The organism is Roseofilum acuticapitatum BLCC-M154, assembly GCF_030068475.1.
Lineage (GTDB): Bacteria > Cyanobacteriota > Cyanobacteriia > Cyanobacteriales > Desertifilaceae > Roseofilum > Roseofilum acuticapitatum.
Genome location: NZ_JAQOSP010000116.1, coordinates 176,968 through 203,573 on the forward strand (window position 1 = coordinate 176,968; position 26,606 = coordinate 203,573).

24 protein-coding genes and 1 pseudogene are annotated in these 26,606 nt (G+C 45.7%); 14 read left to right on the forward strand and 11 right to left on the reverse strand.

Annotated features, from left to right (window positions below; all coding sequences use genetic code 11):
* Positions 1–5: 5 nt before the first annotated feature.
* Entirely contained in the window at positions 6–554 is a 549-nt protein-coding gene (gene scpB / locus PMG71_RS19020) for an SMC-Scp complex subunit ScpB (RefSeq protein WP_283755298.1), read from the reverse strand.
* A 29-nt stretch (positions 555–583) separates the two neighbouring features.
* Entirely contained in the window at positions 584–1,435 is an 852-nt protein-coding gene (locus tag PMG71_RS19025; RefSeq protein ID WP_283755299.1) for an ABC transporter ATP-binding protein, read from the reverse strand.
* 139 nt (positions 1,436–1,574) lie between these two features.
* Here PMG71_RS19025 and PMG71_RS19030 point away from each other — a divergent pair, with 139 nt between their 5' ends.
* Together PMG71_RS19030 and PMG71_RS19035 are read left to right on the forward strand one after the other, a co-directional pair.
* Entirely contained in the window at positions 1,575–1,928 is a 354-nt protein-coding gene (locus tag PMG71_RS19030; protein ID WP_283755300.1) for a nucleotidyltransferase family protein, read from the forward strand.
* 91 nt (positions 1,929–2,019) lie between these two features.
* Positions 2,020–3,192 carry an RNA-guided endonuclease InsQ/TnpB family protein gene (locus PMG71_RS19035; protein WP_283755301.1) on the forward strand — a complete coding sequence of 391 codons (1,173 nt, stop codon included), beginning with the start codon at positions 2,020–2,022 and terminating at the stop codon, positions 3,190–3,192.
* 92 nt (positions 3,193–3,284) lie between these two features.
* On the opposite strand, the gene PMG71_RS19040 is transcribed toward PMG71_RS19035, so the two are convergent.
* From PMG71_RS19040 to PMG71_RS19050, 3 genes are all read right to left on the reverse strand, one after another.
* On the reverse strand, positions 3,285–3,869 hold the full coding sequence (locus PMG71_RS19040) for a thioredoxin family protein (protein ID WP_283755302.1): 585 nt from the start codon (positions 3,867–3,869) through the stop codon (positions 3,285–3,287).
* A gap of 107 nt (positions 3,870–3,976) precedes the next feature.
* Positions 3,977–4,159 (reverse strand): hypothetical protein, encoded by a 183-nt coding sequence (locus tag PMG71_RS19045; protein WP_283755303.1) that lies wholly within the window; start codon positions 4,157–4,159, stop codon positions 3,977–3,979.
* Between the two features lie 219 nt (positions 4,160–4,378).
* Positions 4,379–4,594, reverse strand: coding sequence for a hypothetical protein (locus PMG71_RS19050; RefSeq protein ID WP_283755304.1), 216 nt, complete (start codon positions 4,592–4,594; stop codon positions 4,379–4,381).
* 46 nt (positions 4,595–4,640) lie between these two features.
* Between PMG71_RS19050 and recF the strand changes: the two genes are divergently transcribed.
* From recF to PMG71_RS19105, 11 genes and pseudogenes are all read left to right on the forward strand, one after another.
* A complete protein-coding gene (gene recF, locus PMG71_RS19055) occupies positions 4,641–5,786 on the forward strand; it encodes a DNA replication/repair protein RecF (protein ID WP_283755305.1) in 1,146 nt (381 codons plus the stop codon).
* A gap of 126 nt (positions 5,787–5,912) precedes the next feature.
* Positions 5,913–6,512, forward strand: a complete 600-nt coding sequence (locus PMG71_RS19060) for a hypothetical protein (RefSeq protein ID WP_283755306.1) — start codon at positions 5,913–5,915, stop codon at positions 6,510–6,512.
* A 24-nt stretch (positions 6,513–6,536) separates the two neighbouring features.
* Positions 6,537–8,927 carry an OmpA family protein gene (locus PMG71_RS19065; protein ID WP_283755307.1) on the forward strand — a complete coding sequence of 797 codons (2,391 nt, stop codon included), beginning with the start codon at positions 6,537–6,539 and terminating at the stop codon, positions 8,925–8,927.
* A gap of 1 nt (position 8,928) precedes the next feature.
* Positions 8,929–9,444: a Rab family GTPase gene (locus PMG71_RS19070; RefSeq protein ID WP_283755308.1), complete on the forward strand. Its 516-nt coding sequence runs from the start codon at positions 8,929–8,931 to the stop codon at positions 9,442–9,444.
* A gap of 396 nt (positions 9,445–9,840) precedes the next feature.
* Positions 9,841–10,695 (forward strand): annotated as a pseudogene (locus PMG71_RS19075) (PP2C family protein-serine/threonine phosphatase); the annotation flags it as partial.
* Positions 10,696–10,768: 73 nt separating this feature from the next.
* A complete protein-coding gene (locus PMG71_RS19080) occupies positions 10,769–11,350 on the forward strand; it encodes a slr1658 family protein (protein WP_283755310.1) in 582 nt (193 codons plus the stop codon).
* A gap of 32 nt (positions 11,351–11,382) precedes the next feature.
* Positions 11,383–11,736 (forward strand): slr1659 superfamily regulator, encoded by a 354-nt coding sequence (locus PMG71_RS19085; protein WP_283755311.1) that lies wholly within the window; start codon positions 11,383–11,385, stop codon positions 11,734–11,736.
* Between the two features lie 30 nt (positions 11,737–11,766).
* On the forward strand, positions 11,767–13,719 hold the full coding sequence (locus PMG71_RS19090) for an adenylate/guanylate cyclase domain-containing protein (protein ID WP_283755312.1): 1,953 nt from the start codon (positions 11,767–11,769) through the stop codon (positions 13,717–13,719).
* A gap of 120 nt (positions 13,720–13,839) precedes the next feature.
* Positions 13,840–14,490, forward strand: a complete 651-nt coding sequence (locus tag PMG71_RS19095) for a Uma2 family endonuclease (protein ID WP_283755313.1) — start codon at positions 13,840–13,842, stop codon at positions 14,488–14,490.
* Between the two features lie 134 nt (positions 14,491–14,624).
* Positions 14,625–16,895, forward strand: coding sequence for a molecular chaperone DnaK (gene dnaK / locus PMG71_RS19100; protein WP_283755314.1), 2,271 nt, complete (start codon positions 14,625–14,627; stop codon positions 16,893–16,895).
* A 183-nt stretch (positions 16,896–17,078) separates the two neighbouring features.
* Positions 17,079–18,080, forward strand: a complete 1,002-nt coding sequence (locus PMG71_RS19105) for a DnaJ C-terminal domain-containing protein (RefSeq protein WP_283755315.1) — start codon at positions 17,079–17,081, stop codon at positions 18,078–18,080.
* Between the two features lie 461 nt (positions 18,081–18,541).
* Here the strand turns inward: PMG71_RS19105 and asnS are convergent, their stop codons facing one another.
* Together asnS and PMG71_RS19115 are read right to left on the reverse strand one after the other, a co-directional pair.
* Positions 18,542–19,930 carry an asparagine--tRNA ligase gene (gene asnS, locus PMG71_RS19110; RefSeq protein ID WP_283755316.1) on the reverse strand — a complete coding sequence of 463 codons (1,389 nt, stop codon included), beginning with the start codon at positions 19,928–19,930 and terminating at the stop codon, positions 18,542–18,544.
* Between the two features lie 308 nt (positions 19,931–20,238).
* On the reverse strand, positions 20,239–21,042 hold the full coding sequence (locus tag PMG71_RS19115) for a 3D domain-containing protein (RefSeq protein ID WP_283755317.1): 804 nt from the start codon (positions 21,040–21,042) through the stop codon (positions 20,239–20,241).
* A gap of 232 nt (positions 21,043–21,274) precedes the next feature.
* Here PMG71_RS19115 and PMG71_RS19120 point away from each other — a divergent pair, with 232 nt between their 5' ends.
* Entirely contained in the window at positions 21,275–22,696 is a 1,422-nt protein-coding gene (locus tag PMG71_RS19120) for a B12-binding domain-containing radical SAM protein (RefSeq protein WP_283755318.1), read from the forward strand.
* On the opposite strand, the gene PMG71_RS19125 is transcribed toward PMG71_RS19120, so the two are convergent.
* From PMG71_RS19125 to PMG71_RS19140, 4 genes are all read right to left on the reverse strand, one after another.
* A complete protein-coding gene (locus PMG71_RS19125; protein ID WP_283755319.1) occupies positions 22,685–23,614 on the reverse strand; it encodes a bifunctional riboflavin kinase/FAD synthetase in 930 nt (309 codons plus the stop codon). The two genes, PMG71_RS19120 and PMG71_RS19125, sit on opposite strands and share 12 nt — an antisense overlap.
* Before the next feature lie 70 nt (positions 23,615–23,684).
* The gene (locus PMG71_RS19130; RefSeq protein ID WP_283755320.1) at positions 23,685–24,560 is read right to left on the reverse strand and encodes an MBL fold metallo-hydrolase; all 876 of its coding nucleotides are present in this window, start codon (positions 24,558–24,560) and stop codon (positions 23,685–23,687) included.
* 132 nt (positions 24,561–24,692) lie between these two features.
* Positions 24,693–25,502: a 5'/3'-nucleotidase SurE gene (surE, locus tag PMG71_RS19135; RefSeq protein ID WP_283755321.1), complete on the reverse strand. Its 810-nt coding sequence runs from the start codon at positions 25,500–25,502 to the stop codon at positions 24,693–24,695.
* Positions 25,499–26,317: a dienelactone hydrolase family protein gene (locus PMG71_RS19140; RefSeq protein WP_283755322.1), complete on the reverse strand. Its 819-nt coding sequence runs from the start codon at positions 26,315–26,317 to the stop codon at positions 25,499–25,501. Before PMG71_RS19140 ends, surE begins: the two co-directional genes overlap by 4 nt.
* Between the last annotated feature and the right edge of the window lie 289 nt (positions 26,318–26,606).

A 26,606-nucleotide genomic window follows, 5' to 3' on the forward strand; every position in this document is an offset into this window, starting at 1 on the left:
ATTGTTCATTGTTCATTGTTCATTACTTCCGGCTCTGGTTCTTCCATGGCTTCGGAAGCAGCTAGACTTTCTTTCAGGGAGCTGAAGGGTTGGGGAAGGTCTTCGAGTTGGAAATATTGATGAAATTTAGAGGTAACTTGTAAGCGAAAGGTGCGATCGCCCATTTTTTTGCGTTTACGCACTAATCCTAATTCTACCAGTTCTCCCACATGCTGGTAAGCGCCACTGCCGCGCAAGTCTACTAACTCGGTTTGTAAGATAGAACCACTTAAGGCAATAGCGGCTAAAGTTCTGAGCGCACCGACTCCTAACTCCGCCGGAAGTAGGTTATGGGTTAAGTCTTGAAAGGATTCTCGCAATTGCAGACTATAGCCAGAGGGGGTTTCTAAAACCTCTAGGGCACTATCTCGATGAGCATAATCAGAAATTAGCTCAATTAGGGCTTCTTCGGTCTCTTCTTTGCTCGATTGGGCCAATTCAGCCAGGTCATTTAAGCGAACCGGTTGACCTTTTAAGTAGAGAATGGCTTCAATTGTAGTGGCTAAACGGGGCATAATGGGGGATTAAAGAACCTAGTAACCCTTTAGTCTAACTGTCTTCCGGTTAATTCGACAAAGATATCTTCTAAGTTGGAAGGGCGAACCATGAAACCGGTTTTATCGGGTTGCTGTTCGAGATAGTGGTTGGCTGCGGCTAAGTCGGGGAAAAAGAGATAGTCCCAGCGATCGCCTTTTTGTTTGACGACTAAGCCTTCTCCATGTTTTTGTCGCAATTCTTCTAGGGTTCCCAGTTCAATTAAATGTCCCCCATCCATAATGCCGATGCGATCGCATAAATATTCCACTTCTTCCATATAATGGGTGGTCAGTAACATCGTCATTCCTTGCTCATTTAAGCCGCGAATAATTTCCCACAACCGCCGACGGGTTTGGGGATCTAAACCCACAGTCGGTTCATCTAGAAACAAGATTTCCGGTTCATGAAGCAGCGCTCTAGCAATTTGTAAACGCCGTTTCATCCCCCCAGAGAGCGTTTTTACCCGGTCTTGACGGCGATCGACTAATTCGACATACTCTAACCATTGATTAATTTTCTCTTGACGTATCCCATTGGGGATGTGATGTAAACGACCATGAAATTCCATATTTTCCCATACGGTTAAATCGACATCGACGCTCGTTTGCTGCAATACTACACCGATTTTCCGTTTCACCTGCTGTCCCTGCTGCACTACATTATACCCTGCCACCTCGATCTCACCGTCCGTGGGTCTAGTGAGAGTGGTCAACATGCGAATCGTAGTTGATTTTCCTGCGCCATTGGGGCCCAATAAACCGAACATTTCCCCCGGTTGAATGGTAAAGGAGAGACGATCGACAACGGGAACTTGGTTATATACTTTACAAACGTTTTCCAGAGATACCGCAGCACCCATAGGGTTTTAGTGATAGGTTGAAAGGTGACTTAACAGATCTTAACGGTTTGTGGATGATGGCACAAGGGGCGATCGCTCACCAGTCTGAGCATGGCCAAGCACAGGTGCAACTCAAGATCTATGATTAAAGAAGGTTCTGATGTCCCAAATGATGACTATTCACCCTAATATCGAGATCGATCGCGATCGCCTGCGGGCGCTGTGCCAGCAGTGGCAGATTATTGAGCTTGCTCTTTTTGGTTCAGTTTTGCGCGATGACTTCCGCCCCGATAGTGACGTTGACTTACTCGTTACTTGGCATGAACAAAGCCATTGGACATTACTCGATTTTGCCCAAATGCATGAAGACTTTGCTCAACTTCTAGATCGTCCGGTCGATCTAGTGAGCAAACGTGCTATCGAAAGCAGTAACAACCCACTGCGCCGCGAGGCAATTTTGAACACAGCCCAACCCATTTATCAGAGAAATGGGTCTAAAACCCCGTCCTTCTAGGACAGCTTTTCTTGCTTTCTAATATACCAGTCTTTCCTGTGTTACAAAATCTGTGGTATAATGTAAGAAGATTTCAACTAAGCTTTACTTCATGGAAAAAGCACAGAATTACCGATTTTACCCAACACCTGAACAAGAGTCGCTATTACGACGAACTTTAGGATGTGTAAGATTGGTTTACAACAAAGCTCTCCATGAAAGAACTCAAGCTTGGTATGAACGGCAAGAGAAAGTGGGTTACGGACAAACTTCTTCTATGTTAACCCTTTGGAAGAAGGAAGATGACTTAAGCTTCCTCAATGAGGTCAGTTCTGTTCCACTGCAACAAGGGTTAAGACATTTACAAACTGCTTTTGCCAACTTTTTTGCTAAACGGGCGAAATATCCCAATTTCAAGAAAAAACATCAGGGCGGTAGCGCCGAATTCACTAAAGCTGCTTTTAAGTTCAAAGATGGTGAAATCTATTTAGCCAAATGTAAACAACCTTTACCTATTCGATGGTCTAGGCAAATTCCTGAAGGATGTCAGCCAACTTCGGTAACAGTGAAGCTCCACCCGTCAGGACGTTGGCATATTTCTATCCGGTTTGATGATCCGACCATCAAGCCTTTACCTGCTAATAATAAAGCAGTAGGGATTGACTTAGGTCTAAGTAGCTTGGTGATTACCAGTGATGGGGAAAAAATTCCTAACCCTAAACACCTGAAGAAACACTACCGTAAACTCAGGAGACTTCAAAAAAGTCTATCTCGTAAACAGAAAGACTCTAATAATCGGTACAAAGCCAGAGTTAAGTTAGCTAAATCTCACTTAAAAATAACCGACACACGAAAAGACCATTTACACAAGATAACTACTCAACTAATTCGTGAAAACCAAACTATTGTAGTTGAAAACTTAGCTGTGAAAAACATGGTCAAGAATCGAAAATTGTCTCAAGCAATATCTGATGCAAGTTGGGGAGAGTTAACCCGTCAGTTGGAATATAAGTGCCAATGGTACGGTAGAAACTACATTAAAATTGATCGATGGTTCCCCAGCTCTAAGCGATGCAGTAATTGTGGACATATTGAAGAAAAAATGCCGTTAAATATTCGGGGATGGGATTGTCCTAAATGTGGAACACACCACGACCGAGATATTAACGCATCAAAAAATATTTTGGCGGCAGGGCTTGCCGTGTCAGTCTGTGGAGCGAGTGTAAGACCTGATCTGAGTAAATCAGTGAAGGCGGCTGCTATGAAACAGAAACCTAAATCGTGAGGTTTAGGAATCCCCTCGCCTTTAGGCAGGGGTTGGATGTCAACAACAATGCTCACCGATCGCGATCGCCAGTCTCTAGTCGATATCATCTACTACTCTACCACCTGAGATCCATGGCTACGAGGATCAGAAACCCTGGTAACTTGACGCTCTGCACCGGATTCCAAACTCGAAACTTTACCCACTGATCCAGCATCAGGAATGGGAACACCGGCGACTAGAGCCTCCAATTTATCTTGGAGAATAGGTTTAGGCAGTTCACCAATACTTTCAGCAATCGCCTCTCCCTGACGATCCAAAAACACAAAATGGGGAATCCCATCCACTCGATAAGTATCCATTTCGGGTAACCACTTCGTATTATCCACATTCAGCATCACAAAATTGACCTGTTCCCCATAGCTCTCTCGCAGAGTCACCATATCGGGAACCATCGCCTGACAACTCAAACACCAATTCGCATAAAACTCCATTAACGTGGGCTTCTCATTCCCTAGCGCCACCTCTAGCGGTGTAGCCGTTTCCGCCAACTCAGACAAAGAAGTAGAAGGACTCTGGGTTTGCAAGCCTAAAAACAATGCTACGCTCAAGGCGATCGCCGTTAACGCTACGATTAAATTACGGATGCGCGTCGCCATAGATACTTGGCTATTCAAATCAGCAGAAGGTTCAGTCATGGGTGGATAATCAGTAATTTAGTCGGTCATTTAATTGTTAATTGATTTATCCGTCCTTGTAAACCGTCCTTCGAGGTCTCGATCCACCTCAAGCACTTGTTCAGCGATCAAGAGTGACTAGAGAAGGCAGTTTGCTGTTCTAGGGATTGGGGAACAGAAAAAGTTGATTGAGGCACAGAATCTTGGACTTGCAGAAAATTAAGAGCCACAAATAGGAGGACAGGGAAGCTAAACCAGTTGATCCAATTCCAAATGGGGTGAATGTTGGAGCAGTATTTTTTAGCGTTCATGGAAGTTTCCTCTGTACGATCGGGGTATGAACCAATGTGAAAGGGGTGATAGGCTTTAGAATGCCATGGATAGGATGAGAACTGGGTGAGGGCTGATGCCAATTTTAAAGAGGGTTGGGATCGATAATCGCAGGATGGAGGGATTTCGGTGGGGATGGAGTCTGGTTTGGAGTGCGGTGACGAAACTGGACTAGGGGGGCTTGATGGGAGATGTAGGAGTTAACTGGCGATCCAATAGAGGATAATTTGGGGTAGGTTAAGGATTTGTTGCCAAAGCTGGTTGGGATTGACTCCAAAGAGCAGTTGCAGGATGAGGACGATACCGGCAATGGTTAGGGCTGTACCAACGGTTAGTTTAACGATTTTCACGAGCCAGGTAAAGATGAGCCAGGAAATGATTAGGGCAGCGATGAGGAGAATGAGGTCGATGGGCATGGGTTTACAGGACTTGGCGCTGTTCAGTAATCAGTAATCAGTCATAATGTATTTGAAGCACCTCTATCTTAAGCAATTTCGCAATTATGTGGAGCAGGCGGTCAGTTTTCTCGCTCCGAAGGTGATTTTGGTGGGGGATAATGCCCAGGGAAAGTCGAATTTGTTGGAGGCGGTGGAGCTACTCTCTACCCTACGATCGCATCGGGCGAAGAGCGATCGCGATTTGGTTTTTCAGTCCCCCGATCTTTCTCCCTCTATGGGTCAAGTGAGTGCTGTTTTGGAGCGCCAAACGGGAGAAATTGACCTGAAATTGGTGCTGCGAGCGAGTGGAAATCGCACTTTAGTTTTAAATCAGGAGGTGCAGCGACGACGGCGAGATTTTTTGGGCGCACTCAATGTGGTGCAGTTCTCTAGCCTAGACCTCGATTTGGTGCGCGGAGCGCCGGAAACTCGACGCTTGTGGTTAGATACGCTCTTGACGCAATTGGAACCGGTTTACGATCCGATGTTGCGTCAATATCAGCAGGTTTTACGGCAACGCAATGCCCTACTGCGGCAATTTCAAGAGGTCGAGGGGCGGGAAAATCCTCAAGAGTTAGCCCTCTGGGATGCCCAATTGGTGTCTATCGGGGTGCGTCTCATTCGCCGACGTTCTAGGGTCTTAGAGCGCCTTGCACCGATTGCCCAAGCTTGGCATGATAGTATCAGTGGTTCGACGGAAAAATTATCGATTCGTTATAGTCCCAGTGTGTTTTGGGATGGGGATTCCCGATCGCCGGTAGAAGCTATAGAGAATGCATTTTTCCAGAAATTGACCGATCGGGCGATCGCCGAACGCGCTCAAGGAACCACATTAGTCGGCCCCCATCGAGATGAGGTAGACTTCTATATTAACGAGACTCCCGCCCGTCAGTATGGCTCCCAAGGGCAACAGCGAACCTTAGTTTTAGCCTTGAAGTTAGCCGAATTAAAATTAATTTCTGAAGTCGTAGGAGAATCCCCTTTATTATTATTGGATGATGTCTTAGCCGAATTAGACTTAACCCGCCAAAATCAGCTTTTAGAAGCGATCGCTGACCGATTCCAAACCCTAATTACGACTACCCACTTAAGTGCATTTGAGGCAAGTTGGTTACACTCCTCCCAGATCCTGCGGGTTCAAGCGGGTCATATTTACTCTCAGGGAGATTAAAATTTGTAGTCTAAGCTTGTATTGGCTAAAAATTCCAGTAAAATCAAGGAGATTTGTGCAAGCACCAAGTTATGAGTTGTCAGCACTCATAAGGCATCTATTTCACAGGAGTGTGAGAGGAAAACGATGATGAACGATTCAGGACAAAGCAAAGATATGCGCGATCGCCTGGGAAATGTAGAGCAAATCCGCGATTTACTCTTTGGAGAACAGCAACGGGAACTCGATACCCGACTCGAAGCCTTAGAGAACATGATCAAGGATATCAAACAAGAGATGGGCGATCGTCTCAATCAGCTCAACGAGCAGTTCTCGACGGAACTGCGGTCTAATTCTTATGCCCTAGAGAAAAAAATTCAGTATGTGACCGTCACTCATACGGAAGACTTCACTGAATTAAAACAAGACCTCGATCGCACCCAGAAAAACTTTAATGAACAAATCAAAGGTTTGGATAAAACCTTACATAGTCAGACAGAAACTTTAGAGCAAAACATTCGCCATACCAAAGAATCTTTGCAAAAAGAGCTGCACTCTGTTACCGGACAAATTCAAACCGAACTCGATAAATACATCAGTGGACTGCAAGAAAATAAAATCTCCCGCGATGAGTTTGCCGAAGTGCTATTTGATCTGTGCATGAAAGTTAAGAAAACCGATTTTATTCGGGAAATTGAAGGATCGGAAGTGAAGGCAGATTTGTTGTTACCGGAACAACATTCTTAAAAAAAAGAGCGATCGGGGTGTACCATGGTTTTATCAGATCGACAGTCACAAGAAAAACGATCTCAAACTTCTTCTGAGCAGAGAATAGAATCAGCTCTGGAGCAGGAGAACCTCTTTAATTGGTTGAATCCGGATCAGCCCATCATAGAAAGAGAAGGAGAACGTCAAAGACCAACGACTGCCGTTAAATCTGAAACTCCAGACTCCCCTAAAGGCTTGGAGCATACCCTGGATTTATTGTCCAATTTGCTCCTCGATCCCCAACCTGAAACCCGATCGCCATCTGAATTTTCCGGAGAACATTTACCCCCTTTAGTCTTAAAAGCAGAATTGGAGGAAAACACAACTTCCCCCAATTCTGACCTTTCTGCGGCTCTCCCCTCTACCCCAATCACTGAACCGAGTCATCAACCGCAGCAAAAAATCACTCCAGAAGTCGATCGCTCTCTTGATGCTCTACAAAGCTTATTATTGCCCTCAGAAACTCCAGAGTCTCGCTCCTCCATAGCCAAATCTCGCCCCTCAGATCGAGCCTCTAATCTGGCGACCTTAAATCATTCATCAAATCTGAGTCTAGAAGAGCGCCTCAACCAACTCGAACAACAAACGGCATTGATCAATCCCCTCATGCCCTTAATTTCTGAACTCTTAGGATTTGATTTAACCGTTTCTCACGAGCAAAGTATTCGCGTCTTAACCCCCATCATTGACAAAATCATTCAAAATCGGGCCCAAGAGGATGCCGAAGCCATGAGTGGGGTATTCGCCGATTTAATTCCGGCTGCCATTGCCGAAGAAATCCGGCGATCGCCCCGGCAAGTCGCCAAAGCCTTAGCTCCAGAAGTCAGCCTCGCCATTGAAGAACAGATTCGGATTGACCGCCATGCGATCGCCAGAGCTATCGGCCCAGAAATGGGCCCCGCCATTAAAGCGCAAATCGAATGCGAACGAGATTCCATGGTTGATGCCCTCTATCCCGTCATCGGCAACACCATTGCCAAATACATGAATGATGTCATTCAATCCATCAACCAGAAAGTCGAAAGCGCCCTCACCTTAAAAGGCGTTCAACGCAAAATCAAAGCCAAAATCCGAGGCGTTTCCGAGGCCGAGCTGATCTTTCAAGAATCCATGCCCTTTAGTGTGCGGGCCATTTTCCTGATTCATAAAGCCTCCGGTCTCGTCATCAGTGAATATCAACCCTCAGAAGAAAACCGCCTAGAATCAGACATGCTTGCCGGAATGCTCACCGCCATTCGCAGCTTTGTGAATGACTGCATCTCTTCCGATCAATTTGCTTCAGAACTCAACGAAATTGAATATGATGATTGTAAAATCATGCTAGAAGTCGCCGGTTATTCCTATCTAGCCGTCATCATTAAAGGAGAACCCTCTAAAGCCTTTATCCAAGACATCAAAAACACCTACTCATTCCTCCTACAAAAATTTGGCGAACCCATTAGCGAATTTGATGGAGACCCCAGCACCATCCCCAATCAAATTCCAGACGAGTTAGAAAAACTCTTTACCCAAAGCGAGAAAAAACAAGATGACGAGTTTCCCTGGGCATTAACGATCCTAATCCTAGGCATAATTGGAGCCATTTCTATTCCTTGGATATGGACATCTCACCAATGGCATCAAGAACGCAGCCTAGAAGTCCAAACTCGTCAAGCCCTACTCTCCTCTCCCGAACTGTCAGTTTATGCTATTACCCCTGATGTTAATCGGCAAACCCTGCAATTAAAAGGGCGAGTACCCAATGAGTATCTACGCTTAAAAGCAGGGGAAATTGTCTCAGAAATTGCCCCAGATTTAACCCTGGATAATGACATTGTAGCGGTCAACTTACCTCCCGATCTAGACGCAGCCGCCACAGAAGTCAACCGGATTATTCAAGTGCTAAATCAACTCGATGGAGTGAGCATTAACGCCACCTATGACCAAGGTAATGTCACCGTTGCCGGGACTGTGATTGAAGTTGAAGATCTCCAAAAAATTCTTGATTCCTTAGAGGGAATTACGGGAGTCAGCAGCGTCTTTAGCCGCATTCAACTACAATCCTCCCCATTAGAGATGAAATTTTACTTTGAATCCGGCTCAGACAAACTCCATCCAGCCGATCTGGCTGAAGGAATTCCGAAAATTGCCCAATTTTTAAACCAGTATCCAGAATTTGATTTAATGATTACAGGACATAGCGATAAAATTGGAGGATGGGGAGAAAATCAAAAACTCTCTTGGGAACGGGCACAAGCGGTCAAACTTGCCCTACAACAGCAAGGTATTCCAGTCCAGCGTCTGAAAATCCAAGGAACCACGGAACCCCCACCAGGGATCGCCTCGACGGATGCTCTGGCTTTAAGTCGCTGCGTCCGGTTCGAGTTATTTCGTCCGATTAAAGTAGGAAATTAAAATGGCTAAGATTTCTAAGAAAATTTGCATGGTTGGGGATTTCAGTGTCGGTAAAACCAGTTTGATCCGTCGGTTTGTTGATGGTCAATTTGATGACAAGTATCTATCTACGGTGGGTGTAAAAATTTCCCGTAAGGATGTGGCACTTCCAGAAGGCTCAGAGTTACAATTATTGATCTGGGATATTGAAGGGCAAACCAAATTTAAGGCGATCGCCCCCAGTTATCTCCAAGGAGCCAAAGGAGCCATTATTGTTGCCGATGTCAGTCGGGAAGAAACCTTGGGCAATATCATTAATCATTTGGAGTTATTTAGTAAAGTCAATCCCAAAGGTAAAATGGCGATCGCCCTCAACAAAGCTGACTTAGTAGACGAGCAAAAGCTAGAAGCCCTCTTAAAACACCATCAATACCCAGAGCAACCCGTGATCAAAACCTATGGCACTTCAGCCAAAAGTGGAGATAATGTTAATCAACTCTTCCAAGATCTAGCTGAGACAATTCTGGCGATCAAGTAATTCATGTGTCAACTGATTGTTCCCCATCACATTGAATATTTGCTTTTAGACCAAGATTTAATCATCCAGGACTATTCTATGGGTGCAGAGCGGCTCGTTGGAGAAGAGATGACTTTAAGGAAGGGGGAACTGTTAGATCAGTATTTTCCTGAAACTGTAGGTCTAGAAGATATCTTAACATCCGTTCTGACTGGAGAACTCGATAGCTTTGATATCAAGGCGATCGCCCGTTCTCCAAATCCAGATAGTCAGTTGTACATCGACCTCTATTTTATTCCCGACCCCAACCCTAGGGAGGATCAGCGTCTCATTTTATTCCTAGAAGACGTGACAGCACAGATGGAATTAGAGCAGAGGTTAGTACAAGCAACCAATGAAAACGCGATCGTCATCCATCGACTCCAAGAAAAAACCACAGAATTAGCAGCAGCTAACCAAGAAATCGATCACCTCAATCAACAACTTAAATCAGAAAATATACGGCTCTCCGCAGAATTAGAAATTCTCCAGGAAATGCAGCAATTAATTCTGCCTAAACCCGAAGATTTAGCCAGTATCCAGGAACTCGATATTTCTGGATATATGCAACCGGCTGATGAAGTGGGAGGTGACTATTATGATGTCATCTGTATGGATGGAGTCATAACCATTGCCATTGGTGACGTTACCGGCCATGGCTTAGAAAGCGGAATCCTCATGCTCATGACCCAAACCGCAGTCGTGACTTTAAAAGAGATCAAAGAACATGACCCCATCCGTTTTTTAGACCTGCTCAACCGCACGATTTACAACAATGTGCAACGCATGAAAATAGATAAAAATTTAACATTGTCGATTTTAAATTATGCAGACGGTCAATTAACGGTAAGTGGTCAACACGAAGAAATCATTGTTGTGCGTCAAGGGGGCAAGATTGAACGGATTGATACCATGGATTTGGGTTTACCGATTGGTCTAGATCACAACATTTCTGAGTTTATTAGTTATACTAGAGTGGAATTAAATTCAGGGGATGGAATTGTCCTCTACACGGATGGGATTACTGAAGCTAGAAATGGGAGCAATCAGCGCTATGGTATAGAACAGTTATGTCAAATCATTAGCCAAAACTGGCACTATAACTCCCATCAAATTCAAGAAGCGGTTATTAAAGATTTGCAGCAGTTTATTGGAGAAGAAAAAGTATGGGATGATATTACCCTAGTCGTTTTGAAACAAAATTTTGGGTATAATTTCTTAGATAAAAACTAAGGTCACTTTTCTTGTATGTTTACTGATTAAAACAGTCACCCTATTTACAACTCAGTCTATTTAGATTCGGGATATGGAAAAAATTTTAGGCGATTTTATTAAAGAATTTCCCCCAGAACATGATTCTTTAGAATTAACCTTTACTCCCAGTTCACAACCCCTACAAAAAAGATGGAAAAATAATCGCTTATCTGCTTACTTTTTAGCCGAATATTTTTCTAGCTTTTTGCCTTTAGATGACGATCAACGTCGGCTCGAAGAAAGCAAAGCTTCTGTCAGTTATATTGCTAACGAACTTCTCGAAAATGCCATTAAGTTTCATGACCCATTTGTGAACAGTAAAGTAATTTTTGGAATTCATTTTATTCAACAGCATGATGGTGGTATTGTGGCAGCTATTTTTGCAACTAACACCATTAAATCTGAGAAAATAATCCCTTTTGAATTATTTATCGATCGGTTATTAAATGAAGATTTAGAAGATCTTTATGTTGAGCAAGTTGAGAGGAGTCTTGAAGATGATAGTAATGCATCAGGCTTGGGATTAATTAGTATGATCAAAGATTATGGGGCAACTCTAGGATGGAAAATGACAGATTCTCGCGCCGGTCATGATTTTTTAAACATTACTACCATGGCTAAAGTCAAGGTTTGATGTCTGATTCATATGCAGTAAGTGAGGTAAACATGAATTATCAGAGTATAGATACTAAAGAGTATAAAATTGATTATAATCCGGATGCCAGCACGATTAATTTTGTGGGAGAACTGAGTCTTAATGGAGCATCGGAATACGATCCAATTAAGAATTTTCTCGATCGGATTGCTGATTCGGAACCGTCCCATTTAACGTTAAATTTAAAAGAATTGAATTTCTTGAATAGTTCGGGAATCAGCTTGATTACTAAATTTGTAATTGGACTCAGAAAGAAACCGAATATTAAGTTGACAGTTGAAGGGTCTGTAGATGTTCCTTGGCAAGGTAAATCTCTTAAAAATTTACAAAAGTTTTTGCCCAACTTGGAGTTAATTGTGGAATGATAAGAATTAATAAAAGTCCTCAATAAATATATGTCAAAAACCCTTGTTCCTAAACATCTTGAATATGTGATATTAGATCCAGAGTTGATTATTTTGGAGTTCTCAGATCGAGCGGATCGATTGGTAGGGGGTGAAGAGATATTAAGAGCTGGTGAGTCTTTTCAGTTCTATTTTCCAGAAACCTATGGAATCGAAGAAATATTAGAGTTGATCCTCTTAGGTGAAGAAGAGAGTTTTGATATTAAGGCAATTTCTCGCTCATCTGATGTTAATTCTCCCTTATATGTCGATCTATATTTCATTGCTAATTCTGACAATAGCGATCGTCAGCAATTAATTGTGTTTCTGGAAGATGTGACAGAACGGATGAATCTAGAGCAACGTTTGGTACAAGCAACCAATGAAAATAGTATTGCAATTAATGCGTTAGCCAAGTCAGAAAAATATATTCAGCAGTTAATTCATTCTATGGCAGAAGCCTTACTGGTGACGAATCATTTAGGTGATATAAAAACAGTAAATCCTGCGGTTTATAGTTTGCTAGAATACAGTAAAGAAGAGCTGATTGGTCAATCGATTCGTAGTCTTTTAGGAGAACATCCGTTAAGTCATGAGTGGGTTTCAGATCGAAGTTTTTTGGAAGGAAAAGTATTAACAGATATTGAAGTTTTAATTCCTAATAAACGAGGAGAACAGCTTTCAATTGCTTTTTCTTGTGCTGCTTTAGATACGGATGTTCCCAGCTTAAAAGATGTCTTGTATGTGGGTCGAGATATTACCAAAACCAAACAGGCCCAAAAACGGCTGTATATTCAGTATAGTGTGGCACGGGTATTGTCGCGATCGCTGATGCTCGATGAAGCCTTACCGAATATCCTACGGGTGTTGGTGGAAAATTTAGAGTGGGATCTGGGGATGTATTGGATTCCCAAGCAGATTAAAGATCATAATGATAATTTGATCTCGACCAATAAACTCTTGCGCCAAACCCTCTGGAAAATGCCTGAAGCTCAATTTCCTAGGTTATCTAAAGTTAGAGAAATTAATCTCACACCAAGTGAGGGATGGTTTAGCAAAATTTGTCATGATAATCAACCCCAATGGATTACTGATATAGAATCGCATAAAGATCTGCTGCGGAAGGAATTAGGGGCAATCGATCGCGTGAAAGCAGTGGTGGGTTTTCCGGTATCTAGTGATGAAGATCGGCTGGGGATGATCACCTTATTTAGCCAAGTGACTCAACCGATGGATGAAGAGTTGGTGCAAATGCTGGCAGGTATTGGGAACCAACTGTGCCAGTTTATTAAGCGCAAGAAAATTGAGATTTCTCTGTTCTATCAGAAGAAACAAACGGAGAAATTGCTGCATAATATTCTGCCTGCGAGAATTGCGGAATTGCTTAAACAGACTTCGGGGGCGATCGCCGAATATTTTGAGGAAGTGACGGTGCTGTTCGCTGATATTGTGGGCTTTACCAAGCTCTCAGAAGAAAAAAGTGCCTCGGAATTGGTGGCTCTATTGAACCAGATTTTCTCTCAGTTCGACCAATTAACCGAAGACTATCGCCTAGAGAAAATCAAAACCATTGGCGATGCCTATATGGTGGTGGGGGGACTGCCGACACCGCGCCGGGATCATGCGGAGGCGATCGCCAATATGGCCCTGAAAATGCAAGAAGCGATGACTGAACTCAATCAAGAGATGAATACCGACTTCCAGATCCGCATTGGGGTCAATACCGGCCCCGTAGTTGCGGGCGTAATCGGTAAAAAGAAATTCAGCTATGATTTATGGGGCGATACGGTCAACACTGCCAGCCGCATGGAGTCCCATGGCATTCCTGGACAAATTCAGGTTACCCAAACCACTTATGAAAAACTCAAGTTAAACTACTATTTGCAACATCGCGGCAAGATTGCCATTAAGGGAAAAGGAGAAATGGACACCTATATGCTCACCGGGAAGCGATCGAATCCCTAAGAGGAACCCGCTTAACGCGGCGAACCACTGCATCAATCCCAGATGGGTTGGTTAACATGGATTTACTCTCCTCAAAAAGGAGAAGTGGTTAAATTATTCATGATCAATGGTTAATTGCTGATGACCCTATCCCCACCCCTAAGCCTTCCACCTTTGGAAAACGGCGATCGCCTAACGCGCAGCGAATTTGAGCGCCGCTACGCCACCATGCCCCATGTCAAAAAAGCCGAACTCATCGAAGGAACCGTTTATATGGCATCTCCCCTACGTGCCAAATCCCACGGAAAACCCCACGCCCAGATTATGGCTTGGCTGGGAGCTTACTGGGCTGCGACTCCTGGAGTGGAACTCTTGGATAATGCCACAGTTCGTCTCGATCGCAACAATGAACCTCAACCTGATGCTCTCCTTCGCATCGAAACTGACGGCCAAAGTACCATTAGCGAGGATGACTATGTGGAAGGCCCCCCGGAACTCATTGTGGAAATTGCCGCTAGTAGCGCTTCCATTGACCTCAACCAAAAACGCAACATCTACTGTCGCAACCAAGTCCAAGAATATTTAGTCTGGCGCACCTATGATGGAGCCTTCGACTGGTTCTGCTGGCAAAATGGGGAGTATGTGCTATTAAATGCCGATGCTGATGGAATATACCGTTCGCTTGTTTTTCCTGGCTTGTGGTTAGCCAAAGATGCACTGCTGGCAGGAGATTTAGCCCAGGTATTGGCAGTTTTGCAACAGGGAGTCCGGGATAGGGAGATGGGGAGATAGGGAGATGGGGGGATGGGGAGATGGGGAGATCGCTCATTACTTATTGCTCTTGCACTTCCAGAAGCACGATAGAATAAACTGAGCAAATAGAGTCATCATTATCGGAACAGATAGACGAGGAAGAGACAGAATCCATGGGTAGAGTAGTCGGCATTGACTTGGGGACAACGAACTCAGTGGTTGCCATTATGGAAGGCGGTAAGCCAATGGTGATCGCCAATGCAGAAGGGATGCGGACTACACCTTCAGTGGTTGGCTTCAGTAAAGATGGCGAACTTGTGGTTGGGCAAATGGCCCGTCGCCAAGCTGTCCTGAATCCGCAAAACACCTTTTATGCCGTAAAACGCTATATGGGACGCAGATATGGGGAACTCAACGCGGATTCCAAACGAGTGCCCTACACCATCCGCAGAGATGAAGTGGACAATATTAAAATTAAATGTCCTCGGCTGAAGAAAGATTTTGCTCCGGAAGAAATCTCGGCGATGATCTTGCGGAAATTGGCTGAGGATGCCAGTCGATATTTGGGGGAACCGGTGACTGGGGCAGTGATTACGGTTCCGGCTTATTTTAATGATGCCCAACGGCAAGCGACCAAGGATGCGGGGAAAATTGCCGGATTAGAGGTCAAACGGATACTGAATGAACCTACGGCTGCATCCCTGGCTTATGGGTTAGAGCGGGGAGCGGCGCAAACGATCCTGGTGTTTGACTTGGGGGGAGGCACGTTTGATGTTTCGATTCTGGAAGTCGGCGATGGGGTGTTTGAAGTCCGGTCTACCAGTGGGGATACTCAGTTGGGGGGCAATGACTTTGACCAAAAAATTGTAGACTGGTTGGCGGAACAGTTTTTAGAGGCGGAAGGGGTGGATTTACGGCGCGATCGCCAAGCGCTGCAACGACTCACAGAAGCGGCGGAAAAGGCGAAAATTGAGCTGTCAGGAGTGACCGTAACGGAGATTAATCTACCGTTTATCACGGCAACAGAAGACGGGCCCAAACATTTAGAAACTCGATTGACGCGATCGCAATTTGAAGAACTCTGTGGCGACCTCCTCTCCCGTCTGCGCCGTCCCATCAAACGGGCCATGTACGATGCTGGACTTAGCCCCGTGCAAATTGATGAAGTCGTACTCGTAGGCGGTTCCACCCGCATTCCCATCGTTCAGCAACTGGTTCGCAGCTTCATCGACAGAGAACCCAACCAAAATGTGAACCCCGATGAAGTGGTTGCCGTAGGCGCTGCCATTCAAGCCGGAATTCTCTCCGGTATTGTCAAAGATGTGCTGCTGCTGGATGTAACTCCCCTGTCTCTCGGTATCGAAACCGCCAGTGGGGTGATGAAAAAACTGATTCCCCGCAATACTACCATTCCCGTGCGGCGATCGGACATTTTCTCCACCTCCCAAGACAACCAAACCTTCGTCGAAGTCCACATCCTCCAAGGAGAGCGGGAAATGTCCAGGGATAACAAATCTCTCGGTCGCTTCCGACTCTCCGGCATTCCGCCAGCACCTAGAGGAATCCCCCAAATTCAAGTCTCCCTCGATATCGATGCCAATGGCATTTTGCAAGTTACCGCCCTAGACCGTACCACCGGCCGCGAACAAGGCATTACTATACAAGGAGCCTCCACCCTCTCCGCCGACGAAATCAACCAAATGATCCAGGATGCCGAACGCTATGCCCAAGTTGACCGGGAGCGTCGGGAAAGAGTAGAAAAACTTAACCGCGCCGAAGCCCTCATTACCCAAGCCGAGCGCCAACTGCGGGAAGCTACCTTAGATTTTGGGATGCAGTTTGCTAACCAATACCGCCGAGATATCGATCCCATAGTCCAAGAACTGCGGGAATATTTGCGCCGAGGGGATGACCGAGGAATTGACCAAGCGGGAGCCGATTTACAAGATATTCTCTACGATCTCAATCGCGAGGTGCGCTTGCGGATGAGCGAAGAAGAGGATGACGGCTTTTTGGGAACCCTACGGCGCACCTTCCTAGGGGATGATGACGATGAATTCGATCGCCGCGAAAGTTTCGATTATGATAGTCCAGCCTATAAAACTCGACGGGAGTATACCCCCCCATCCAGGGATTATCCCCCAGTTCGGAACGCTCCACCGGCGAGAAGTTATCCACCCGCCCAGGATTATCCCCCAGTTCGGAACGCTCCACGAGGGCGAGACTATCCCCCAGCAAGGGATTATGCTCCCCCACGGGACTATGAACCCCCAGCACGAGATTATCCCCCTACACGGGACTATCCGCCCCCCCGGTCGAGGGAACCGAATCGCCCGCCCATTCGGGAATCTCGCCGTCCTTCAGAACCGCCCAGCCGAGGCAGGTATAATCAATATAATGCCTATGAAGATGAAGATTGGGGAGATGACGATGAATGGCTGTAGGATCAATTAAAAATTAAAAATTAAAAATTAAAAATGGGTATCTTTCTCTCTCATGCAATCGTCGTAAACATTTACGGATTTGATATAAGATGCCTGGGTAAGCGGCGACTCGTGCCTCTTGCCTTTTGCCTTTTGCCTTTTGCCTTTTGCCTCTATCTCCCAGAACCCTAAGTGAACAAAACTATGCAAAACTTTCGGAACTATTATGAGATTCTGGGAGTTAGTCCTGAGACCCCCACTGACGAGATCAAGCGGGTTTATCGCCGCTTGGCTCGCCAATATCATCCCGATCTCAATCCTGGTAATAAGGAAGCAGAGGAGCGATTTAAGGATATTTTAGAAGCCTATGAAGTTCTCTCCGATCCGGGAAAACGGACGGAGTATGACCAATTGAGCTTCTTTTTAAGAGCGCGACAAAATAACCGCAAACGCAATAGTGGCTCTAAGTTTTCTTCGGCAGAAATTGAGTATTTTAACCAGTTTCCCACGTTCGATAGTTTTCTCGATAGCTTGCTGAATCGTCGTCGGGAGGTGAATCAGGGACAACCGACGGGAAGGCGATCGCGTCCTGTCGAACCCAATGCCGAAGCCTATACCCCTGGACGCTCTAAAGTTTATAACACCGTCACCAGTGAATCCCGACCCATGAAACGGGATATCGAAGCCCTATTAACCTTACCCCTAGAAAAAGCCTATCGCGGTGGAAAAGAGCGTATCCGCTTAGAAGATGGTCGCTCCTTAGAAGTTGACATGCCCCCCGGTATGATAAGCGGCGAAAAAATGCGCCTGCGGAAGTTGGGCATGAATGGAGGCGATTTATACCTTAAAATCACCGTTGCGCCCCATCCTTTCCTGAAGATTGAGAGCAATGAAATTTATTGTAAACTGCCCATTACCCCAGTAGAAGCGATTTTAGCTGGACAAGTGGAAGTCCTCACCCTGGATGGGTTAGTGAAAATGAATTTACCTCCAGGAGTGAAAAGCGGTCAAAAATTACGATTAGCGAATAAGGGATATCCCGACAACCGGGGAAGACGGGGCGATCAGGTGGTGGAAATTGAGATTGAGTTTCCCACCGAATTAACCCCGGAACAACGGGAAATGTATGAAAAACTGCAAGCTCTAGAAGGTAACTTGCGGGAATCCCTGTGGAAATCAGACCTTAAATCTTCCAGTGAACCTTAATCTATGAGTAGATTTTCAAGAGTGGGAGCATCTGATACAGCGCTTTGCGCTGTGATGGGGGGATGGGGAGATAGGGGGATAGGGAGAACAAACAGCAGACTGGGTAGGACTTTGAGCTATTTTAGCTATCGTTCAAGACAGTCATTAATGTACCTCATAGCAGCGAAAACTGCTGTATCATGTCCGCGAAGCGGAAATACCTTAATTAAAAATGTAGGGAGCAAGATGCTCCCACTCCAGTAATATCACTCAGATTGAGGGAGTGCGGGCATCTTGCCCGCTAGTTTGAATACCATGATTAAAAACTTAGGGAGCAAGATGCTCCCACTCCAGTAATATCAAAGGATTAGCATCTTGCCCGCTAGTTTAACTCATTTTCATGTCCGCTTGCGGAAACCGGACTCAATCTGACTTGCCAGACAAAAGGGGAAATCCCTCTCGGAGAGAGAGATAGAGCAACATTAAAACTCCAAACTCAGAGGAGCGCGGGGAAAGGGAATCACATCGCGGATATTGCCCATTCCGGTCATAAATTGTACCAACCGTTCAAAGCCTAACCCAAAACCGGCATGGGGGACGGTTCCAAAGCGCCGCAAATCTAAATACCACCATAATTCTTCTGGGTTAATGCCATGCGATCGCATCCGATTCTCCAGAATATCTAAGCGCTCTTCCCGTTGGGAACCGCCGATAATTTCGCCAATATTGGGCGCAAGCACATCCATCGCACGAACGGTTTTACCATCATCCCCGACGCGCATATAGAAGGCTTTAATCTCAATGGGATAATCGGTGACAATCACCGGTTTTTTGAAGAGTTTCTCGGCCAAATAGCGCTCATGCTCTGATTGCAAGTCTAAGCCCCACTCTACGGGAAATTCAAACTGATCGGGCGCTTTTTGCAAAAGTGCGATCGCCTCCGTATACGTGACTCTCTCAAACTGACTGTTAATAATATTATCTGCCGTCGCCAACACTGTGTTATCAATCCGTTGGTTAAAAAACTCCATATCCTCCGGGCACTTTTCTAATACTGACTTAAACACGAACTGCAAAAACTGCTCGGCTAAATCCATATTGCCCTCTAGATCGCAAAACGCTATTTCCGGCTCAATCATCCAAAACTCAGCCAAATGGCGGGAGGTATTCGAGTTTTCCGCTCGAAACGTGGGGCCAAAGGTATAAACATTACCAAAAGCCATGGCCATCACTTCCGCTTCCAGTTGTCCACTGACGGTGAGATAAGCGGGTTTACCAAAAAAGTCTTGGGAATAGTCTACCCCTTGCCCGTCCATGCGCGGTACATTCTTGAGATCCAAGCTCGTCACCGCTAACAACTCCCCCGCACCTTCGCAGTCATTCCCGGTGATAATGGGCGTGTGAACCCACAAAAAGCCCCGTTGTTGAAAAAACTCATGAACGGCGGCTGCACAGGCATTACGGACACGGAAAACTGCCCCTAATGTATTGGTGCGCGATCGCCAATGGGCGATCGTTCTTAAAAACTCAAATGAATGGCGCTTTTTCTGCAAGGGATAATTCTCATCCGCTTCCCCATACACCACCACCTTTTCCGCTTTCAACTCCACCCGTTGCCCTTTTGCGGGAGAAGCAACCAAAACCCCCTCTACTTCCACCGATGCACCGGTACTCAAAGACTTTAGCACCTGCTCATAATCAGCCATTTCCTGGTCTAGAACCACTTGCAAATTGGCCAAACAGGAACCATCATTGACTTCAATAAACGAAAATGCTTTCAGTTCTCGTTTCGTGCGTATCCATCCTTGGATCGTTAGGCGATCGTCTGGGTTACCTTGACGCAGAATTTCCGCGATGCGTTTTGCGGTCATAAATCTTGCTTACCTTAATCTCTGGAATATGTTACCTATCAGTGTAAGACGCAGATGAATTTAGAGTTGAAGGAGTGCGTAGCGTAGCGTGTCCCCAGGACAAACGTCTCGCTCGCTAGAGAAAGGCAGCGAGCAAGATGCTCGCACTCCTGATAGCCTTTAAATACCAGTTCATTGACATCCTCTACAAGAAAGATAAGCCGACATGGGGGTTGGGGCGGGTTCACAGGATTGATGGATGAGATTTCTAGATTTGGGTATAACCCGCTCCTACTCAATATTCCCCATCTCCCCATTTGCCCCAAACTCTACCGATGCATCCGGGTTAAGAGTTCGGCAATCTCAGGATCTTGTACGACAAAGGCTTCAAATGTGCCCCTAGGATTACTGGTAATAAACGGAAAAGGACTACGTTCATCCGATCCGACAAAGACATCAATATGATTCCCTTTAATGGCGCTACCTACATCTGCGGCGAAGAAATAACCATCATGGATAATCACTTCTCCATTGGGGAGTTGAATGTGCTGTCCTCTGGCCGCAGGAATATAAATGACAGAGCCTAATGGGATTTGTTGGCGATCGACGGCTATGGTGCGATAAGGGACTAAACGATATCCACCGGCTCCATCGCCATGGGGGCCACGAGCCAAACCAAAACGTACTCGCCCTGTTTTTTGTAGGGTTTCAGGGGAAAGACTCTTAAAATAAGCTGAACAATCGAGTTGTAAATTCTGCCCTCGACCGGCAAAATTATAGGTCGTTAAATTTCCCGCCAGATCTTGGACTTGAACTGTACCTTGTAGGGCAGCATAGCACCAATCTCGATGGGAAAGATAGGCTAAAGTTTGACCAGATGGATCGAGCAGAGGATAACCGTTTGTGGTTTCTTGCGCTTGATAAATATGGTAATAGGTAGACCACAGAGACACGGAGCGGCCAGTCGTGGGATGAACGGAAGGGGTAAGGGTTACCCAATTTGAGCTAGGGAGAGGAGTTTGGGCGCTGTATCTCTCTGATGAATGGGTCGGGTTACTCCAGGCTGGATGTATCGAGTGAGAGGGATAAGCTAAGGTTAAAGCTAAAGTCAGAGGGGTCAGTTTATGAATCATATTTATAGGAATAGTCTGGAATGGCTGATCTGACGATCCTACTGGAGGGAAAAGTTCTGTTCCGGGCGATCGCCAGCCCTTCGCACCCTAACCGAACCTAATCCATTACAATACCTTAACTTTTTCTACAAAATAACTCTAAAAATAACAACAAATCACAATCTTCACAGAACCCAAAATTTTGAGTTAAGACTAAAAAATACTTATAGCTTAATTGACCAGGGAAAAATTCATGAAAGTTAAAATGATTTTACCCGCCTTGACTGAAGCCCTTAGTCCCCATTGGCGGCCGATTAAATATTCCCTCTTTCCCCCTTTAGGTTTAGCCACGATCGCCTCATTTTTTAGTCCGGAAGACGAGATTGATTTACAAGATGAGCATGTGGAAGCCCTGAATTTAGACGATCAGCCCGATTTAGTCGTGATTCAAGTCTATATTACTTCGGCTTATCGAGCCTATGAATTAGCCGATCGTTATCGTCAAAAAGGCGCTTATATTGTTTTAGGGGGATTGCATGTCACCGCCTTACCCGAAGAAGCACAACAGTATGCCGATACAATCTTTTTAGGGCCAGGAGAGGATACTTGGCCCCATTTTTTAGCCGATTTTCGGGCGGGACATCCCCAAAAACGATATATTTCTCAGGAACGGGATTTACTGAGCGCTCCGCCCATTCGTCGAGATTTAATTAAGCGCTATTTATATCTGATGCCTAATTCAATTGTGGTGTCTAGAGGCTGTCCCCATCATTGTGATTTTTGTTATAAAGATGCCTTTTTCAAAGGGGGAAAATCCTTTTATACTCAATCCATTGACCAAGCATTAGCAGAGATTGAACGTTTACCCGGACATTATGTATTTTTTCTCGACGATCATTTGTTTGGGAATGCCCAATTTGCGCGGGAACTCTTTACTGGAATGCTGGGAATGAATCGCATTTGGCAAGCCGCAGGAACGATTCAGGCTGTCTTGCAACCTGATTTGTTAGAATTGGCGGTTAAAAGTGGTCTGAGAAGTTTGTTTATTGGCTTTGAAACTTTAAATGCTAATAATTTGCGCCAACAGCATAAATATCATAATTTAAATCGGGATTATACGGCTGCTATTCGGCGCTTGCGGGATTTGGGGGTGATGATTAATGGTAGTTTTGTGTTTGGCATGGATGAGGATGATGAGAGTGTTTTTGAGAGGACGGTAGAGTGGGCAATTTCCCAAGGAATTGAAACGGCAACCTTTCATATTCTCACGCCTTATCCGGGTACACCGCTCTATGAACGGATGGTGAAAGAAGGACGGATTTTAACTCAAAATTGGGATTTATATGATACTCGCCATGTGGTTTTTCAACCGGCAAAAATGAGTGCTGAAACGTTGGAAAAGGGGTATTGGCAAGCTTATAAAGACTTTTATCGGTGGAGTGCTATTTGGCAAGGAGCAGCGACTAAAACAATTTTGAATCATCGCTTACGTCATTTGGTTTATGCGGGCAGTTGGAAAAAACTGGAACCCTGCTGGAATTTGCTGATTCGCGGTCAGCAACTGGCGCGAATGATGCCGCTTTTAGAGTCGGTTTTACAGGGTTTTAAGCGCTTTCCTGCACGAGAGAAAGCCTATCCCCAGAGATGGGAGAAACCATCGGAGTTAATGAATTAGGGTTGCTCTGGCGGTTTCACAGTCGGCTTGGATTTGGGCTTTGAGTGCATCGAGGGAGGCAAATTTTCGTTCGGGACGCAGGAAGGATTCAAGCTCAACCCAGAGGACTTGATCGTATAAGTTTGCTGACCAGTTAAAAAGGTGAACTTCGATCGCCTGGTGGACTCCATTGACGGTGGGCCGGTTGCCGAGGTTCATGACTCCCATGACGGGTTGAGGATCTTTCCAGAGGGGGTTACAGACGCGAACGCTGTAAACTCCGGGGCGAGGTAAGAATTTTTGCTCAGGTAATTCTAGGTTAGCGGTGGGAAAGCCGAGGGTACGGCCGAGTTGTTGCCCTTGGATTACTTTACCTTGGAGTTTGTAGGGCCGACCGAGAAGGCGTTTGGCTTGCAGAAGGTCTCCATCGGTTAGGGCTAATCGGATTTGGGAACTGCTGATGCGTCCTTCCTGGCAGTTTTCTAGGGGAGTGATGATGACTTTGATGCCCCATTGAGCGGCGATCGCCTGTAGGTCTTGTACGGTTCCTTTGCGTCGATGGCCAAAGCGAAAGTCTTCCCCGACGCTGATGATTTTGGCTTGTAGAGATTCAACTAAAATTTGGCTGACAAAGGCTTGGGGACTCAGACGAGCAATCTGTTGATTGAAGGGCACAATCACCAGTTGATCGACCCCCAGATGATGGAGATAGGCGGCTTTTTCTTCTGGAGGGGTGAGCAGTAACTTTTTCTGGCCGGTTAATATTTCTTGGGGATGGGGGAAAAAGGTGACCACACTAGAATAGAGGTCACCCCTAAAGGCTCCAGAATGGGTAATGGGTTGAATGACTCGTTGGTGTCCCCGGTGAACTCCGTCAAAGTTGCCCAGGGCGATCGCCGTTGGCTTTAATGCCGTTATCGGGGAAGCAATTGACCACACGCTTTACATTTCGCAATATAAACATCCCTATCATCGTAACAGGGAAAGCCCTTAAAAACGAATCCGAGTTTTAGGGTTCCGGGGGATCGGAGGGGGGAGCAACCAGGGTTAAGGATAAACCTTCCCTAGCCATCAAGCTATCGGGGAAGCTTTGGGCCACATCTTCACCCACCTTATCCAAAAATTCATCATTATGGAGGGGATCGTGATGAAAGATAACCAATTTCTTCACGTTGGCGGCTTTCGCCACTTTTACGGCTTCTTGCCAGGTGGAATGACCCCAACCGACTTTACTGGCTTTAGGGTGATTATATTCAGCCTCCGTATAGGTGGCATCATAAATCATCACATCAGCATCTTGGGCTAAGAATAGTACATTCTCATCCATGCGATCGGGAAAATGCTCTGTATCGCTGACATAGGCAGCCGTATGACCACCCCAACTAACTCGATACCCCACGGCTTCCCCTGGATGATTGAGGGGAGCATTTTCTACAAGTACATCACCGAATTTCATCGGTTTTCTTACTTCTATGTCATTAAAGAGTAATTTCGATCCCATTACTTTCAGGGGGACGGGGAAGTTGGGATGTAGCATTTGGTTATTTAAACGATTTTCTATGGTTTCTCCATTGGGAGCAATGCACCCATATATATTAAATGTATTACCGGGAATAAATGCTGGGGTAAAAAAGGGAAAGCCTTGAATATGATCCCAATGGGAGTGGGTAAAGAATAAATGGCCTTCAACGGGCATATGCTTTAAAAGATATTGGCCTAATACCCGTAATCCTGTACCCCCATCAAAGATCAAACGATGACCCCCTACGCGCATTTCAATACAAGAGGTATTGCCGCCATAGCGAACAGTTTCGGGGCCGGGGCAGGGAATTGAACCGCGAACGCCCCAAAAATGAACCGTGAATTGTTGTTGTGTAAGAGACATAAGAGTTTACCGGATTCCACAACCTTTGAGCTAATGTGCCACCTGCATGTTTTTCACTAGCGTAACCTGAGAAGTGACGTTTCGGCTCTGACGAGAGCTGAATCGATCAGAGCGTCCATCTTGATACTTCGATCAACCTAAGATTGGATAGGGTAAATGCAACCCGTTCAGATATTGGCAGCCTGAAGAGCATGTCAAATTATAGTGTAAGGGAGTGAGGGTGATATAGTTTTGGCGGATTGCTTGTACATCTGTGAGTATGGGGGAGTCTGAGGGATTTTGAGAAGGGGGGTCAAGGACATCTTCGGTTAATTCTCCGGCCAGCCAATAGTAGGTTTTTCCTCTGGGATCGATGCGTTTTTCAAAGATTTCTTCATAGCGACGAGTGCCTTGACGGGTAATGGCAACTCCGGCGATCGCCTCTGCGTCGATCGGTGGGATGTTGACGTTGAGTAAGAGGGGGGGAAAGGGTTGGGTGGCTTCTAGGGCGGTGACGAGGGAGGCGGCAAAGTTAGCTGCAACGCTGAAGTTTTGGGGGGCATAACTGGTTAAACTGAGGGCGATCGCCGGAATGTTTTCAATTAATCCTTCCATGGCTGCTGACACGGTTCCTGAATAGAGAATATCGGTTCCCAAATTCGCCCCATGATTAATTCCAGAGAGGACATAATCGGGTTTTTCTGGCAGTAGAGCCGCTAGAGCCAATTTTACACAATCTGAGGGTGTGCCAGAACAGGCCCAGGCTTTCACCCTCGGATCGAACACGGTATCCATTTCTTCAGCGCGGATGGGTTGATGTAAGGTGAGACCATGGCCGGTAGCAGACCGTTCCCGGTCTGGACAGACCACGCTCACCTGATGGCCGGCTTTGGCCAAGGTATTGGCTAAGGCGCGAATCCCTTGGGCAAAGATGCCATCATCATTACTGACTAGAAGTTTCATTGAAAAAGTTCGTCAAAGAAGAGTTCCATAGCGGCAAAGGAACGGCGGGCACTGTCTGGATTATAGGCCGATCCTTTGGCGGGATCGTTACCCGCTTTAGGATTGGTAAAGCTGTGAACTGTACCGCCATAGGCAATCAGTTGCCAGTCTACCCCAGCTTGACGCATTTCTTCTTGGAAGGCGGCGACTTCTTCGGGGGGAACGGCGGGATCGTCTGCTCCATGAAGGGCGAGAACTTTGGCTGTAATTTGTTTAGCATCTTCTGGGTTGGGGGTGTCGAGTCCACCATGGAAGCTGACGACTCCGGAGACTTCTGCCCCACTGCGAGCGAGTTCGAGAACGGTTGTACCGCCAAAACAGTAGCCGATCGCGGCGGTTTGTTTGGAGTTGGTGAGACGATGTTGTTTGAGGTAGTCTAATCCGGCTTGGGCGCGATCGCGCAATATTTCGCGATTAGAGCGATAAAAGGTTGCCTGCTCCCTAGCTTCATCGGTAGTTTCTGGGCGAATCCCTTTACCGTAAATATCAGCAGCAAACGCCACATATCCCATCTGCGCCAGTTTATCCGCTTGCTCTTTTTCAAATTCTCCTAAGCCTTTCCAAGCGTGAATAATCAGAACTCCAGGCCGTTGTTGGTCACTGGATGGATCGTAGGCTAGATACCCTTCTAAAAGGGCATCCCCTTGTTGATATTCCACCACTTCCGTATGAATTGGGGGTTGGGCTTGCCCTAATGTGATGCCTCCTAAGAGTAGGATGCTCGTACAGACTAAGGCTAGGAGGAGAGTGTAGATTTGTTTTCGGAGTTTGTTCATAGAAAAATTTAATCTCAATAATTCGGCAGAGTTCCTTAGACAATCGATGTTTTTTAACAAATTAAGTTAATTTTGTCAACTGTAGAGCTGGGTATTTTTGAAAAAAAGACAGGCAATCCGTAAAATTACATATTTTTTTCTCCAGAACACTAATATCCGTAAATCTAACGATTGACAAGATTGGATTTAGGGCTAGATTAAGAAGAACAGAGCATTAATCGAATAACAATCAAGCGTTTCTTTCTTGTCTGAGGTATAGTTTTCGATCCCCCCAACCCCCCTTTTCAAG